This is a genomic window from Thiomonas sp. SCN 64-16, assembly GCF_001725585.1.
GTDB lineage: Bacteria > Pseudomonadota > Gammaproteobacteria > Burkholderiales > Burkholderiaceae_C > Thiomonas > Thiomonas arsenitoxydans.
This window is the reverse complement of the sequence record NZ_MEGQ01000054.1, coordinates 1-16,342: the sequence shown is the minus strand read 5'-3', so window position 1 is coordinate 16,342 and position 16,342 is coordinate 1. Positions and strand designations below refer to the sequence as shown.

The following is a 16,342-nucleotide window of genomic DNA, read 5'->3' as shown; positions in this document are numbered from 1 at the left end:
CGGCGGGCGTGCCCCGGCACTGGTGTTCCGTGCCGACTACACCCCGCCCGGTTATGACAACGCCGATATCGGCTTCTGGGGCATGGTGGGCAAGCTGCCGAACTCCAACGTGGCGGCGGACGGCACCACGCCGCTGTTTGCCACCGGCACCTCGACCGCGCAGATGTTCGAGGTCGACGGCTACCTGACCCAGGGCGACTGGGGCTACTACGGCCAACTCGGCTATGGACAGCAGACCGGGGCAGCGTATAACGGCGGCAAAGCCAAGTGGTGGGGCGCCTCGGGCATGCTGACCTATAACTTCACCCCGCGCTTCCTCGGTTTCGCCCGCGCTGACTATCTCAACAACAGCAGCAATGGCGGCGGGCTGCCGGGCGGTTATATGAACCCGACTGCCGGTGGCTCCGGCGCGAGCTTCAACGGCGTCAACGGCTTCGGCCCCGGCTACGTCAACGACGGATCGGGAAACTGGACCATCGTCGACCCCAACAAGGGCGCCAACCGCTACGCCCTCTCGCTCGGCTGGAATTACCTGCTGACAGAGTCGACCACATTGAAGATGGAATACCGCTATGACCGCTCCAGCCTTGCTACCTTCTACAACGTGTCGGATGGCAGCTACAAAAAGGACAACAATCTTCTTGCCGCTTCGGTGGTCGTGAGCTTCTGATCTGTCCTTTCGCGGCGGGTGTCTTGCCCGCCGCCTCACCGCTTTTTGCGACTCCATCATGCGCCACCCCATCGCCTTCACAACGAACAGGGTGGCGCCCGAACCCATCGCTCCAGCGCCCGACCGGGTGCTGCGCGGCGACCCGCAGCAACTGGCCTGGAATCACTACACCGACGCCACCGGTCAGTTCTCCGCAGGCATCTGGCAGGGCGAGCCCGGCGCTTGGCGGGTGTGCTACGACCCGCATGAAGAGGAGTTCTGCGTGCTGCTCGAAGGGCATATGACCCTCACCGCAGACGACGGCGCGGCGCAGGAATTTCGCGTCGGTGACGCGTTCGTCGTGCCCGGCGGCTTCACCGGCATCTGGGAAAACCACACTCGGGTGCGCAAACACTACGCCATCATGGCGCTCAAAAAGAACTAAACCTTACCCCAGGAGATTCGCATGACCGAGAACTTCAATCGCATCTGGCATCAACGCGCCGACGATCTGCTCAAGCGCGGTATCGACGGCCGCATGGTCATCGACGGCAGGCGCTGGGCCGCGACTGATGGCAGCCTGTTCGACTGCATCTCGCCCGTTGACGGCAAGGTGATTGCCCGCGTCGCCCGCGGCAAGGCGGCGGACATCGACCGCGCCGTAGCCAGCGCCCGCGCAGCGTTCAACGATCGCCGCTGGGCTGGCCAGCCGCCTGCTGCGCGCAAGAAGGTGATGGTGGCGTTTGCCGAGCAACTGCGCGCTGCGCGCGACGAACTCGCGCTGCTCGAAACCCTCGACATGGGCAAGCCGATCAAGAACAGCCTGTCCACCGACGTGGCGTCCGCCGCGCGCTGCCTGCAGTGGTTCGGCGAAGCGGTGGACAAGATCTACGACGAAATCGCCCCCACCGGCGACAACGCGCTGGCCCTCATCACGCGCCAGGCCATCGGCGTGGTCGGCGCCATCGTGCCCTGGAATTACCCCATGCTGATGGCCTCGTGGAAGCTGGGCCCCGCGCTGGCCGCGGGCAACAGCGTGGTGCTCAAGCCTTCTGAAAAATCGCCGCTCACCGCGCTGCGTCTGGCCGAACTGGCGCTCGAAGCCGGGCTGCCAGAGGGCGTGTTCAACGTGGTGCCGGGCTATGGTCACGAGGCCGGCGAGGCGCTGGCGCTGCACATGGACGTGGACGCCATCGGCTTTACCGGCTCTACCCGCACCGGCCGCCGCATGCTCGACTATTCCAGCCGCAGCAACTTGAAGCGCGTGTACAACGAACTCGGCGGCAAGTCGGCCAATATCGTCTTTGCCGACTTCGACGATCTCGACCGCGCCGCCGCCACGGCTATCGGCAGCATGTTCTACAACCAGGGCGAGAGCTGCAACGCGCCCTCGCGCCTGCTGGTGCAGGACAGCATTGCCGATGCCTTCGTCGATAAGCTCGCTGCGCTCACCCCGCAATACCACCCGGCCGACCCGCTGGATGCCAGCACCGTGCTCGGCGCGCTGGTCGATGAAACCCAGACGCAGACCGTGCTCGGCTATATCCAGTCGGGCGTGGACGAGGGTGCGCGCTGCGTGGCCGGTGGCTGCCGCGCGCTGCAGGAGACCGGCGGGCAGTACGTCGCCCCGACGGTGTTCGACGGCGTGAAAAACAGCATGAAAATCGCGCAGGAAGAAATCTTCGGCCCGGTGCTGGCGGTCATTCGTTTCAAGACCGAGGCCGAAGCCGTGGCGATTGCCAACGACAGCGCCTACGGCCTGCACGCCGGGGTGTGGTCGCGCAATATCGACCGCGCGGTGCGAGTGTCGCGCGCGCTGCAGGCGGGCACCGTGCACGTCAACCAGTACGACGAGGACGACATCACCGTGCCATTCGGAGGCGTGAAGCAGTCGGGCAACGGCCGCGACAAGTCGCTGCATGCCTTCGACAAATACACCGAACTCAAAACCACCTGGATGCGCATCGATCCGGCCTGACCCCGGACAGTTTTTGAAAAGGACACACCATGAACCACTCACTGAATGAACAACTCCAGGCGCGCCGCGCCGCTGCCACGCCCCGCGGCGTGGGCGTGATGGCCAGCTTCTACGCCGACCGCGCCGAGGGCGCCGAGCTGTGGGACGTCGAAGGCCGCCGCTACATCGACTTCGCCGGCGGCATCGCGGTGATGAACGTCGGCCATCGCCATCCCAAGATCGTCGCCGCGCTGCAGGAGCAACTGCAGCACTTCACCCACACCTGCTATCAGGTCGTGCCGTATGAGAGCTATGTCAGCCTGGCCGAAAAACTCAACGCCCTCACGCCTGGCAGCCACGCCAAGAAAACCGCGCTGTTCTCCACCGGCGCTGAGGCGGTGGAAAACGCCATCAAGATTGCCCGCGCCTACACCCAGCGTCCCGGGGTGATTGCCTTTGGCGGTGCCTTCCACGGCCGCAGCTTGTTTGCCGTGTCGCTCACCGGCAAAGTGCAGCCGTATAAGGCGGGCTTCGGCCCCTTTCCGCCGGAGATCTATCACGCGCCGTTTCCCTGCCACTGCGCCAGTCTCGACGAGACGAAAAAGGCGGTGGAACTGCTGTTCAAGGCCGACATCGAGCCCGCGCGCGTGGCCGCCATCATCTTCGAGCCGATCCAGGGCGAGGGCGGCTTCAACGTCATTCAGGCCGAGGCGGTGAAGTGGCTGCGCGCACTGTGCGACCAGCACGGCATCGTGCTCATCGCCGACGAGGTGCAGACCGGCTTCGGCCGCACCGGAAAGCTGTTCGCGATGGAACACTTTTTCGAGAAGACCGGCGTGCTGCCCGACCTCATGACCATCGCCAAATCGCTGGCCTCGGGCATGCCGCTGTCGGCGGTGACCGGCCGCGCCGAGATCATGGACGCCCCGGCTCCCGGCGGGCTGGGCGGCACCTACGCGGGCAACCCGATGGCGGTGGCCGCCGCGCACGCCGTGATCGACGTGATGCACGACGAGCAACTCCCGGCGCGCGGCCAGCGGCTGGGCGATCAGCTCAAGGCGCGGCTCGAAAGCCTGCGCGCGCAAGTGCCGCAGATCAGCGATGTGCGCGGCCTGGGCGCCATGGTTGCGGTGCAGTTCAACGATCCCGCCCCTGGCAAACCGGACGCGGCTTATACCAAGGCCGTGCAGGCCGAGGCGCTCAGGCGCGGCCTCATCCTGCTGACCTGCGGGGTGGACTACAACGTGGTGCGCTTCCTGTTCCCGCTGACGATTTCAGACGCCGTGTTCGCCGAGGCGCTCGACATCCTCGAAGCGTCGCTGCTGGCGGCCAAGGGTTAGGGCCTGTTCACGCTATGTATGCACCCGCCTGGGGGCAACCCTTCGGGCCGGGGGGCTGGGCGGCGCACTGCCACGTTGCCGTCCGCTTGTGGTGCCACACACCACGGCGCGGCCTGCGCCTCGCATTGCCTCCGCCGAGACCCCCGGCGTGGGTGCATCAATAGCGTTATCAGGCCCTAGTGCCAGGGCCGCGACGCGGCGATGGACAAACCGAGCGACCCGCTATCCATCGCCGACGCCCGGGCCGCGCAGGGCGCGCAAGATCTGTCCGCACTGGGCCAGATTGCAGTGGAGTAGATCGCCGCGCTGCAACTACTCGAGTGGCGCAGCGATCTGGCGCAGATTTCCCCTTGGGAATAAGCGCAATATGCCGAGCGATTTTGATCTGATCTCCAGCAGGGCCAGACCCGGCTGACTTCTTCAGGTACCGCCCTGAGCCAGATTGTGCGAACGTTGTGAACGCGATCACCGTTGAGCATCAGCGTTTTTGCAAACGCCTGAATCGACAAACGCCGGCCAGACCCCAGCCCGCCGGAAAGCGCCACCATCACAGCGTGAGCGATCCGGCATCTGCGTTTTTTGCGGGTCTGTACGCAAACGTACAGACCCGCAAAGGCTTTTGGCCTACGTTGCAACAACAGTTCCAAGGCGGCACCCTGTGCTCTTTGGAACGACTGTTCTGCTGAGGGTCCAGATCCTCGAAAAGCCGTCAAAAAAGCGCCTGCAATTCAGCTGATCTCTGGCCGTGCAAGGGTTCGGCTCGACGGCTTCTGCGCCACTTGGCAGCCGCTTTTCAAGTTGCCAGCGCCGCCATGTCCAACATTCCCATCCTGTCTCCACTGTTCCTCCTGCTGGTCGTTCTGGTGCTGTTTCTGGCCTCGTCCCTCAAGATCATCTACGAATACCAGCGGGCCGTGGTGTTCCAGCTCGGTCGCTTCCAGCGGGTCAAAGGGCCCGGGCTGATTCTCGTGATCCCCGTGCTGCAGCGCATGGCCCGAATGGATTTGCGCACCGTGGTGCACGAGGTGCCATCGCAGGACGTGATCTCGCGGGACAACGTGTCCGTCAAGGTGGATGCGGTGCTGTATTTCCGCATCGTCGATCCAGAAAAGGCCTTTATCCAGGTGGAAGATTTTTTCTCCGCAACCAGCAAGCTGGCGCAAACCACCTTGCGCGCGGTGCTGGGCAAGCACGACCTGGATGAAATGCTGTCCGAGCGCAGCAAGATCAATGCCGATATTCAGGCCATTCTGGACGCCCAGACCGAGGCCTGGGGCATCAAGGTCAGCGTGGTGGAGATCCGAAATATCGAACTGACCGAAGACATGGTGCGCGCCATCGCCAAGCAGGCGGAGGCTGAACGCGACCGCCGCGCCAAGGTGATTCATGCGGACGCTGAATTCCAGGCCGCGCAGACGCTGGTGAATGCGGCGGCCATTCTGGCGTCGGCACCCGGCGGCATGCAGCTGCGCTATTTGCAAACGCTGTCGGAAATTGGCACCGAGAAAAATTCCACGGTCATCTTTCCGATGCCGATCGATCTGATCAAACCGATTCTGCAGATCATTGAAAAAGTCGCGGATCAGCACTGATCCGTCATCCCGCCTTGCACGCTGTGTCCCAGCAGGCGCATTGCCTTCCTTGTTGATCCAACCGAAAGCCCACCATGCCCACCAAATTCCCCGCCCGCCCCATAGATGCAAACAGCCAGCCCGTGATTCCGCAGATGAAGGCCACAGGCCAAAAGCGCAGTTTGGTGCGCGGCAAGTCCACCCGCAAGAAAAATCCGGGCAAACGCTCCCACCATGGAGGCTGACGCGATGCGTGCAACGCAGCGCACGTCGTTGAAGGCTGAGAGAACCTGCGTCCAGGCGCGATCGCTGCAAGCCGGTTGCGGGGCCGCTCTGCATTTTCGTGGCGCGAGGTCACTTCACTGGCGCCTCTCATCTTGAAATTCTGGGCTCTTCACGCCAAACCCCATTGGCCGCAACTGGGTAGTCGACTGCTGCGCCCGGCCATCTTTCGCCCGGCACAGGTTGACGAACCCGTGCTGCGCTCGGATTTGCTCAGCGCCGATCAGATGGAGCAGCATGGCGTGGTGTTGGCCGCACGGCATCAGGCCTCCATGCGGCCGCAGAACAATGCCTTGCTCACCCGGCTTGCCGACAACGCGGACACGCTGGCGCATTCCAGCACGGTGCTGACGCAGGCGGTGTACCAGGGGCATCGCATCACACCGGCAGCGGAGTGGCTGCTCGATAACGATTACCTGATCGAGGAGCAGATTCGCACGGCGCAGCGCGACCTGCCCAAGGGCTACAGCCGTGAGCTGCCGTGGCTGATCAACGGCCCTTCGGCCAACCTGCCGCGGGTCTATGACATTGCGCTGGAAACCATCGTCCACGCCGACGGCCGCCTGGACGGCGAAAGCTTGCGCCGCTTCGTCGCCGCCTACCAGACGGTGACGCCGCTCAAGCTGGGCGAGCTGTGGGCCGTTCCGATCATGCTGCGACTAGGGCTGATCGAGAATCTGCGCCGGGTTGCGGTGCGGGTGATGGCCGAATGGGGCGACCGCAACGTGGCCGGGCAGTGGGCCGATCGCATGGCCGAAGTCGCCGAGAGCGACCCCAAGAGCGTGGTGCTCGCCGTGGCCGACATGGCGCGCTCGGGCCCGCCCATGGCCTGCTCCTTTGTGGCCGAACTCACGCGGCGGCTGCAAGGCCAGGGGCCCGCACTGGCGCTGGCGTTGACCTGGGTGGAGCAGGCGCTGTCGGAATCCGGGAACAACATCGAGCGGCTGGTGCAGCTCGAAGCCCAGCAGCAGGCCGCTGATCAGGTGACCATCGGCAACAGCATCGGTAGTTTGCGCACGCTGTCCAGCATGGACTGGCGCACCTTCGTCGAGTCCATGAGTCATGTGGAGCAGGTCTTGCGCCAAGACCCGGCAGGCATCTATGCCGCGATGGACTTCACTACCCGCGACCACTACCGCCATGTGGTGGAACGCCTGGCCAAGCGCACCACCCGCAGTGAAGGCGAAGTGGCCCTCGCTGCGGTTGATCTGGCGAGTCACACCGCGCCGGGCGCGACCGAGCAGCCGTCGCAGAGCCACGTCGGTTACTTTCTCATCGACCGCGGACTGGCCGCGCTCGAACAGCGTGTGGCCGCGCAAGATTCGGCCCGCGACGCGCTGCGGCGGTTCGCCCTGCGCGCGCCCCTCACCCTGTACCTCGGCTCGGTTTTGCTGTTGCTGGCTCTGCTGGCGCAGCCTCTTCTGCGTGTCGTGCAGCGCAATGGCCTGCATGCCTGGGAATTCCTGGCTATCGCCGTTGCGGTGGGGTTGATCAGCAGCCAGCTGGCCATCAGCCTGGTGAACTGGCTGCTGTCCATCGTGGTGTTGCCGCGCATCCTGCCTCGGCTCGATTTTTCCAAGGGCCTACCGCCCGAGGTGCGCACCCTCGTGGTGATTCCAGCCATGCTCAGCAGTGCGCAGGACGTGGACGCCCTGGCCGATGCGCTCGAGGTGCGCTTCCTGGCTAATCGCGACCCGCATCTGCACTTCGCCCTTCTTACCGATTTTGTCGATGCCCAGAGTGAAGTGCTGGAGACCGACGCGGCGCTGCTGCAACAGGCCACCGAGCGCATCGACGCGCTCAACGCCAGCCACCCCGACGCGCAGACCGACCGTTTCTTTCTGCTGCACCGGCCGCGCCGCTGGAATGCGACCGACAAGGTGTGGATGGGTTACGAGCGCAAGCGCGGCAAGCTGACCGAGCTCAACGGTCTGCTGCGCGGCGCAGGCGGCACGCGGTTTATGCAGATCGTGGGCCGCATCGAGGTGCTCACCGAGGTCAAGTACGTCATCACCCTGGACACTGATACGCAGTTGCCGCGCGACGCCGCGCGCCAGTTCATCGGCGCCATGGCGCACCCGCTCAATCGGCCGGTGATCGACACCGCCACGCAGCGCGTCATCGCCGGGCACGCCATCCTGCAACCGCGCGTGGGTATCAGCCTGCCCAGCGCGGCGCGCTCGATGTACGCGCGATTGTTCGGCAGCGACGCCGGTATCGACCCCTACACCAGCGCGGTGTCAGACCTTTACCAGGACCTGTTCGGCGAAGGCTCGTTCATCGGCAAGGGCATTTACGACGTCGATGCGTTCGAGCAAGTTCTGGCGAATCGCTTCGCCGAGAACAGCATCCTCAGCCACGATCTGGTGGAGGGTTGCTTCGCGCGCTCTGGCCTGATCAGCGACGTGCAGTTGTTCGAGGACTATCCGTCGCGGTATGGCAGCGACGTCAGCCGCCGCCACCGCTGGATTCGCGGCGACTGGCAGTTGCTGCCGTGGGTTCTGCCTTGGGTGCGTACGCCACAGCGCCTGCGCACGCGCAACCCGCTGTCGGCCTTGTCGCGCTGGAAGATCCTCGACAACCTGCGACGCAGTCTGGTGCCCGCCGCGCTGCTGGCGCTGCTGCTGCTCGGCTGGTTTGTCATCACGCAGACCGCGGCGTGGACCTTGGCTGTGTTGGCCGTGGTGGTCGTGCCGCCGCTGCTGGCGCTGCAACTCGATCTGTTCATCAAGCCGCGTGATGTGTTGCTCGGCCAGCACCTGCGCCTGGCGCTGCGCAGCATGGGCCAGCATGCCACGCAGGTCCTGCTCACCCTGGCTTGGCTGCCGCATGAGGCGCTCTACAGCTTCGACGCCATTGTGCGCACGCTGTGGCGCATGGCCGTCACGCGGCGCCTGTTGCTGCAGTGGAACCCGTCGCAGGCGGTGGAGCGCAGCGTCAGCACCACGCTGGCCGCCACGTTCAAGTCGATGGCGATCGGGCCGCTGCTGGCGCTGCTGGTCGCGGGCGCGTTGGCGCTGCTGCGGCCCGGCGCGCTGCTGGTGGCCGCGCCCTTGCTGCTGCTGTGGCTGGCCTCGCCCGCCATGGCCTGGCGCATCAGCCAGCCGCCGGTCATGCAGACCTTCACGCCCACGCCTGAAGCCCAGCGGTTTCTGCGGCGGCTTGCGCGCAAGACCTGGGCGTTTTTCGAAGCCCATGTCGGCACGCTGGACCACGGCCTGCCGCCGGACAATTTTCAGGAACAACCGGCCCCGGTGATCGCGCACCGTACCTCGCCCACCAATATGGGGCTGGCGCTGCTGGCAAATCTGGCGGCCTACGACCTCGGTTACATCGGCATCGGTCGGCTGTTGCGGCGCACCGATCAAACCCTGCAGACCCTGCAGGGTCTGCAACGCTACCGCGGGCATTTCTACAACTGGTACGACACCCTCACCTTGCAGCCGCTGGCGCCGCGCTACATCTCAGCGGTGGACAGCGGCAATCTCGCCGGGCATCTGTTGACCCTGCGCCCCGGCCTGCTGGCGCTGGCGGATGATCCGCTGTTCGATGCGCGCCTGCTGCAAGGCCTGGACGACACCCTCGCATTGCTCGAAGAAGCTTTGCAAGACCGCGACCACAGCGGCGCTGCGCTGGCACCGTTCCGCCAGGCCCTCGACGCTGCGCTGGCCAGTCCGCCGCGCACGCTGGCGGCTGCGGCGGCTTGCCTGCAAGGCTTGCTGGCCGCGGCAGACGCGCTCGCGCTCGACACCGAGCCGGCCACGCCCGATGCGTCGGAAGCCGCCGACGCCACCACCCTCAGCGATGTCGCCTTCTGGCTGCAGGCGCTGCGCGCGCAATGCCGCGATGCCAGCGCCACACTGCAGCCGTTTTCGGCCTGGACGCCATTGCCGCAGGACGGCGAAGCGCAGGCCATGCCCACCCTGCGCCAGCTGGTGCAGGCCCGCAGCGCCGCGCCGAACGCTGTGCAGCAGCGCGCCGCAGACCTGCTGCAGACCATCGAACAACTGGCGCAGCAGGCGGGTGCCATGGCGCTGATGGACTACAGCTTTCTCTACGACAGTCAGCGCGACTTGCTGTCGATTGGCTACAACGTCGATGAGCGCCGGCTCGACGCCGGGTTCTACGACCTGCTGGCCTCGGAAGCGCGGCTCACCAACTTTGTCGCCATCGCGCAGGAGCAACTCCCGCAGGACAGCTGGTTTGCGCTGGGACGCTTGCTCACCAGCAGCGGCGGCGAGCCGGTGCTGTTGTCGTGGTCTGGCTCGATGTTTGAATATCTGATGCCGCTGCTGGTGATGCCCAATGTGCCTGGCACCTTGCTCGACCAGACCTGCCGGGCCGCAGTGGCACGGCAGATTGAATACGGCCAGCAGCTGGGTCTGCCCTGGGGCGTCTCCGAGTCGGGCTACAACACGCAGGACACGCAGTTCAACTACCAGTACCGCGCCTTTGGCGTGCCGGGGCTGGGCCTCAAACGCGGCCTGAGTGAAGAGCGGGTGGTGGCGCCCTATGCCTCGGCTCTGGCGTTGATGATCGACCCGGCTGCCGCCTGCGTCAACCTGCAACGCCTGGCCGACGCCGGGGTGGAAGGCCGCTACGGCCTGTACGAAGCGGTGGACTACACCCCGGCACGCCTGCCGCGCGGCCAGGACTCTGTCGTGGTGCGCTCGTTCATGGCGCATCACCAGGGTATGAGCCTGCTCGCGCTTGACCATCTGTTGCAGCAGCGCCCGATGCAGCGCCGCTTCGAGTCCGACCCCAGCCTGCGCGCCACCTTGCTGCTACTGCAGGAGCGCGTGCCGAAAACCGCGGCTGAATATCGCCATGCCACCGCCGCTGCTTCGCCGCAGGCGCTCACGCGCGTGGCGGAAACCAGCCTGCGCGTCTTCACCGATCCGGACCGCGCCCGGCCCGCCGTGCAGCTGCTCTCGAATGGGCGCTATCACGTCATGGTCAGCAGTGCGGGCGGAGGCTACAGCCGCCACCGCGACATGGCGGTGACGCGCTGGCGCGAAGACATCAGCCGCGATGATGCCGGCACGTTTTGCTATCTGCGCGATGTCAGCAGCGCCGCTTACTGGTCGAGCGCGCATCACCCGGCTCGCCGCACGCTCAAGTCCTACGAGGCGATTTTCTCCGACGCTCGCGCCGAGTTCCGCACACGCACACCAGACTTCGACACCCACACCGAGATCGCGGTGTCGCCGGAAGACGATGTCGAACTGCGCCGCCTGCGCGTGACCAACCGCAGCCGCAGCCGCAGCCGCCGCACGATCGAGATCACCACCTATGCCGAAGTGGTGCTGGCGCCTGCGCTGGCCGACGCCATGCACCCGGCCTTCAGCAAGCTGTTTGTGCAGACCGAACTGGTGCGCCCGCTGCAGGCCATCGTCTGCACCCGGCGTGCACGCTCAAGTGCCGAAGCGGTGCCGTGGATGTGCCATCTGCTGGCTGTGCACGACGCCCACATTGACGAAATTTCTTACGAAACCGATCGCGCCCGATTCATTGGCCGAGGCCGCAGCACCTCAGATCCGCAGGCGATGGACAGCATCAGCCAGCGTCCCCGCAACCTGTCCAACAGCGCAGGCTCGGTGCTCGACCCCATCGTCGCCATCCGCTGCCGTATCACCCTCGAGCCCGAGCAATCGGCGCTGGTGGACATGGTGACCGGCGTGGGCGACAGCCGCGACGCCTGCCTGCAACTCATCGAAAAATTCCGCGACCGGCATCTGGCCGACCGGGTGTTCGACCTTGCGTGGACGCATAGCCAGGTCATGCTGCGCCAGCTCAACAGCAGCCAGGTCGATGCGCAGCTCTACGAAGACATGGCGTCCTGCCTGCTCTATGCCCACGCGTCACTGCGCGCCGACGCCGCCACCCTGCGCGCCAACCGGCGCGGTCAGTCGGGCTTATGGGGCCAGGCCATTTCTGGCGACCTGCCCATCGTGTTGCTGCACATTGCCGACCCGGCGAACATCGAATTGGTGCGGCAACTGGTGCAGGCGCACGCCTACTGGCGCCTCAAAGGCTTGGCGGTTGACTTGGTGATCTGGAACGAGGACAACGCCGGTTACCGCCAGCAATTGCAGGACCAGATCATGGGGCTGATTTCATCAGGCGTGGAAGCCAGTCTGATCGACCGCCCTGGTGGCATTTTCGTGCGTCCGGCGCAGCAGATTTCCAGCGAAGACCGCATTCTGGTGCAGTCCGCCGCGCGCGTGATCTTGAGCGACGGCCGCGGATCGCTGGCCGAGCAGGTCGGGCGCCGACGTCTGCACAAGCTGCCGGAGGCCTTCATCCCCTCGCGCCCGCGACTGGCCGAGTCCACGCGTGCGGACAACGCGGTCGCGGTGACCGGCACGGCCACCCAACCCATGCTGCTGGGCAACCGCTTCGGCGGCTTCAGCGCCGATGGCCGCGAGTATGTGATCGAGCTGGCGGCGGGACAGAACACCCCCGCGCCGTGGGCCAACGTGCTGGCCAATGCGCAGTTCGGCACGGTGATCTCGGAGAGCGGCGGCGCCTACACCTGGGGCGAGAACGCGCACGAATTCCGCCTCACGCCCTGGCACAACGACCCGGTGACCGATGCCAGCGGAGAAGCCCTGTATGTGCGCGACGAGGAGACAGGCCACTCTTGGTCACCCACGCCGCTTCCCCGGCGCGGTGAAGGCGCGTATCGCACCCGCCACGGCTTCGGCTACAGCGTGTTCGAACACAGCGAAGACGGCATCCGCACCGAGTTGTGGGTGTATGTGGCGCTGGACGCCGCGGTGAAGTTCTCGGTGCTGAAGGTGCGCAATGTCTCCGGTCGCGCGCGCCGCCTGTCGGCGACCGGCTATGTCGAATGGGTGCTTGGCGACTTGCGCGAGAAGACCGCCATGCACGTGGTCACCGAGTCCGACCCGGTGACCGGCGCCCTGTTCGCGCGCAATGCCTACAACACCGAATTCGCCGGTCGCGTGGCGTTTTTCGATGTGGATAACCCGGCGCGCAGCGTGACCGGCGACCGCAGTGAATTCATCGGCCGCAATGGCACCCTGCACGACCCGGCGGCGCTGCGCAACGCGCGGTTATCCGGGCAAGTCGGCGCGGCGCTGGACCCCTGCGCGGCCATCCAGATTCCCTTCGATCTGGGCGCGGGCGACACGCGTGAAATCATCTTCCGCCTGGGCGTTGCCGACAGCCCCAAGGCCGCCAGCGCGCTGGTGCAGCGCTGTCGCGGACTGGGCACGGCGGCCACCACGCTCGACGCCGTACGCGAGCACTGGCGCAGCACGCTGGGCGCGGTGCAGGTGCGCACGCCCGACCCCGCGCTCGACGTGCTGGTCAACGGATGGCTGCTGTACCAGGTGATCGCCTGCCGCTTTCTCGCGCGCAGCGGCTACTACCAGTCGGGCGGCGCCATCGGCTTCCGCGACCAGTTGCAGGACGCCATGGCGATGCTCCACGCCCAGCCCGATGCGGTGCGCCAGCATCTGCTGCTATGCGCGGCGCACCAGTTCAGCGCGGGGGACGTGCAGCACTGGTGGCATCCGCCGCTCGACCGCGGCGTGCGCACCCGCTGCTCCGACGATTACCTGTGGCTGCCGCTATGCGTGAGCCGCTATGTGCAGGTCACCGGCGACCAAGCCGTGCTCGACGAGACTGCGTCCTACCTCGAAGGCCGCGCCGTCAACGCCGACGAAGAGGCCTATTACGACCGCGCCACACGCTCGGAGCTGCGGGAGTCGCTCTACCAGCATTGCGTGCGCGCCATCGAGCACAGCATGCCGCGCGGTGTGCATGGCCTGCCGCTGATGGGCACAGGCGACTGGAACGACGGCATGAACCGCGTGGGCGACCACGGCCGTGGCGAAAGCGTCTGGCTCGGCTTTTTCTTGCATGAGGTACTGCAGCGCTTCGTGCCACTGGCGCAGTCGCGCGGCGACGCCGACTTCGCTGCGCGCTGCGTTGACGCCGCGGCGGCACTGCGCGCCAGCCTCGACCAGCATGGCTGGGATGGCGCCTGGTATCGCCGCGCCTACTTCGACGATGGCACGCCGCTGGGTTCGGTTGGGAGTGCAGAATGCCAGATCGACGCCATCGCGCAAAGCTGGGCCGTGCTGTCCGGCGCCGCCGATGCAGACCGCCAGCGGCAGGCGATGGACGCACTCGACCAGCGTCTGGTGCGCCGAGATGCCGGGCTGGTGCAATTGCTCGACCCACCGTTCGACCAGACCCTGCTCGACCCCGGCTACATCAAAGGGTATGTGCCCGGCGTGCGCGAGAACGGCGGCCAGTACACGCACGCCGCGGTCTGGGCGGCGATGGCCTTCGCCGAACTCGGCGACGCCACCCGCGCCTGGGAGTTGCTGGACATGATTAATCCAGTGCACCACGCGCGCAGCGCCGCCGACATCGAGCGCTATAAGGTCGAGCCCTATGTCATGACCGCTGACGTCTACGCCGCCCCGCAGCATGTCGGGCGCGGCGGATGGAGCTGGTACACCGGCTCGGCTGGCTGGATGTACCGCCTGATCGTGGAGTCGCTGCTCGGCCTGCGCCGCGAGGGCGGACACTTGCATCTCGCCCCGGTGCTACCGGCTGACTGGCCTGGGTTTGAGCTGGATTACCGCTACGGCAGCACGCTGTATTGCATCCGTGTCGGGCGGACGCTGTCGTCCACCAACCCTGCAGAGGTTACAGCCCAGATCCTGCTCGATGGCGTGGTGCAGTCTGCAGCGAGCATTGCTTTGCTGGACGATGGCCGCAGCCATCAGGTCGAGCTACGGCTGGCATAAGCTCATTGAGCATCCTGGGCCGCGCAGCATCGCGCGGGCTGTTCAATGCAACTGCAGGCCGCCAGTGCCAAAGATCCCGATGAGTCCGATGAGAATCAGGTAGACCGCCACGATGTAGTTCAGCAGGCGGGGCATGGCGAGGATCAGGACACCGGCAACCAGGGAAACCAGCGGGCCAATACTGAGATGGAGATTCATATGCGTCCTTGTGGCCGCGTCGGAGTGCGCAGGCATGACCATGAAGTTAGCCTTCCAGGCGTCTGCCGTTTGTGCGCTAACGAACGTCAGCGCTTTGAATGGCTTCGCCCGAGCGACGCATTGACGCACTGCAGCGTGCGCTGGCGTACAGACATCCGCGCAACGCAGACCTAAAGTCTGTACCTTCCATACTTCCTGAAGCTGAATCATTCCGCGATGCAAGCCACAGGAAGCCGCCTGAGCCAAGAGCCCACTGACATGACCAGACCTCGCACTGCAGCGACCCGCGCATTTCTTCAAAAATGCGCGGTCCTTTTTTCCGGAGCGCCATGGATGCTGAGCGGAGCCCAGGCGCAGATGCCGACCCCGCCGGCCCCTGTGCATGTCGGCAGTCATCTGTGCGGCGGAGTGGGCGATAGCAGTTTGACGCAATTGCAATCAAGGGCTACCGACTACAACCTGGGGTTCTGGATGGTCGGCGGGCCGGGTGGAGCCTATCTGGCGGATGTGCCAATCGAGATCCGGTCCGGCAGCCGGACGGTGGCTAGGTTTACCGCGGATGGCCCCCTGTGCTACGTCAAACTGCCTGGGGGGCGTTACACAGTGACCGGAACGCATAACGGCCAGACCCGCAGTGTCCAGGTGCACAGCGGAAGCATGAACAACTATTTGCGCTGGTAGGTTTTGCGCCAGCCATCAACCGCAACACGCCGCGTCGCCCGCCATGCCATCAAAAACGCTCCCCCGCCTGAAATGCAAAAATCCAGACACTCCTTAAGCCGAGCACACGTACCGCCCTGCGCTTGCTTGGTGTAGCCAGAATTGATTGCCGCAGCTGGCATTCATGACGGATCCGACTCTCTTGACCGGCCACAATCAGCCGTAGAACGTATCCCCTTCAAGGCATTCCACCTTGAATCATCTGCGCCCATCATCACCATTGAGGCGATTGCCAACAACGAAGGCCAGCTGATCATCCCCTACCACTGTGCCGAGGCGCTGTCGACAGACGGTTGAACCAACCGCCAGCCCGCCAGCCCATCAGCACGTGGTACCGCCAGCGCGCCTACGGGCTTTTTTGGGCCTCGTTTTGCAGGCTCTGGCCAGCTTTTTGGATTTGCTCGCCGGCCTTCGCCGCGCCCTGGTCTATGGCCTTGCCAGCTTTTTCTGCCGGGCCCTCTGGTTTTTGACAGCCGTAGAGCACCACCATCAGAAGGCTGATGGCGACGATCGTTGCGGGCCGTTTGAAAGATCGGTTCATGGCGTTTCCTGGTTGTGGGGGTCTGTCAAACAACATGGCTTACTTGCCGATTTCATGCCCGATCACGCCGCCCACCGCGGCGCCACCGACCGTCCCGATTCCGCTCCCGCCCGACAGCACGGCGCCGCCCACTGCGCCAGCGCCCGCACCGATCGCGGTGCTTTTATCCTGCGACGACATCCCCGCACAGCCGCCCACCCCGCTGGCCACCCCAAACTGCTCCACTTATGGCCGGTCAAACTGCCCCAGGCAGGACGGTCGGATTATGCCGATTCGGCGGCGGTGGCAATGCGTG

At 65.4% G+C, this 16,342-nt stretch carries 11 protein-coding genes; 8 read left to right on the top strand and 3 right to left on the bottom strand.

What is annotated here, in order from left to right; all coding sequences use genetic code 11:
- From ABT24_RS13240 to ABT24_RS13210, 7 genes are all read left to right on the top strand, one after another.
- On the top strand, window positions 1-670 hold a 670-nt coding region (locus ABT24_RS13240), incomplete at its 5' end, for a DUF3138 family protein (protein WP_286738011.1).
- 58 nt (window positions 671-728) lie between these two features.
- Entirely contained in the window at window positions 729-1,094 is a 366-nt protein-coding gene (locus tag ABT24_RS13235) for a cupin domain-containing protein (RefSeq protein ID WP_013104348.1), read from the top strand.
- Window positions 1,095-1,115: 21 nt separating this feature from the next.
- Window positions 1,116-2,627, top strand: coding sequence for an aldehyde dehydrogenase (locus ABT24_RS13230; protein WP_276729195.1), 1,512 nt, complete (start codon window positions 1,116-1,118; stop codon window positions 2,625-2,627).
- 29 nt (window positions 2,628-2,656) lie between these two features.
- Window positions 2,657-3,946 (top strand): 4-aminobutyrate--2-oxoglutarate transaminase, encoded by a 1,290-nt coding sequence (gabT, locus tag ABT24_RS13225; protein WP_276729193.1) that lies wholly within the window; start codon window positions 2,657-2,659, stop codon window positions 3,944-3,946.
- An 812-nt stretch (window positions 3,947-4,758) separates the two neighbouring features.
- The gene (locus ABT24_RS13220) at window positions 4,759-5,538 is read left to right on the top strand and encodes a slipin family protein (protein ID WP_013104352.1); all 780 of its coding nucleotides are present in this window, start codon (window positions 4,759-4,761) and stop codon (window positions 5,536-5,538) included.
- Window positions 5,539-5,612: 74 nt separating this feature from the next.
- Complete coding sequence (locus ABT24_RS13215; protein ID WP_276729190.1) at window positions 5,613-5,762, top strand: hypothetical protein; 150 nt, start codon at window positions 5,613-5,615, stop codon at window positions 5,760-5,762.
- A gap of 132 nt (window positions 5,763-5,894) precedes the next feature.
- On the top strand, window positions 5,895-14,588 hold the full coding sequence (locus tag ABT24_RS13210; RefSeq protein WP_276729188.1) for a glycoside hydrolase family 94 protein: 8,694 nt from the start codon (window positions 5,895-5,897) through the stop codon (window positions 14,586-14,588).
- Window positions 14,589-14,630: 42 nt separating this feature from the next.
- On the opposite strand, the gene ABT24_RS13205 is transcribed toward ABT24_RS13210, so the two are convergent.
- Window positions 14,631-14,786, bottom strand: a complete 156-nt coding sequence (locus ABT24_RS13205) for a DUF3096 domain-containing protein (protein ID WP_013104354.1) — start codon at window positions 14,784-14,786, stop codon at window positions 14,631-14,633.
- 822 nt (window positions 14,787-15,608) lie between these two features.
- Between ABT24_RS13205 and ABT24_RS13200 the strand changes: the two genes are divergently transcribed.
- A complete protein-coding gene (locus ABT24_RS13200) occupies window positions 15,609-15,803 on the top strand; it encodes a hypothetical protein (protein ID WP_013104356.1) in 195 nt (64 codons plus the stop codon).
- Window positions 15,804-15,852: 49 nt separating this feature from the next.
- Here the strand turns inward: ABT24_RS13200 and ABT24_RS13195 are convergent, their stop codons facing one another.
- Together ABT24_RS13195 and ABT24_RS13190 are read right to left on the bottom strand one after the other, a co-directional pair.
- Window positions 15,853-16,047 (bottom strand): hypothetical protein, encoded by a 195-nt coding sequence (locus ABT24_RS13195; RefSeq protein ID WP_156053996.1) that lies wholly within the window; start codon window positions 16,045-16,047, stop codon window positions 15,853-15,855.
- 39 nt (window positions 16,048-16,086) lie between these two features.
- Window positions 16,087-16,272 (bottom strand): YMGG-like glycine zipper-containing protein, encoded by a 186-nt coding sequence (locus tag ABT24_RS13190; RefSeq protein ID WP_276729184.1) that lies wholly within the window; start codon window positions 16,270-16,272, stop codon window positions 16,087-16,089.
- Between the last annotated feature and the right edge of the window lie 70 nt (window positions 16,273-16,342).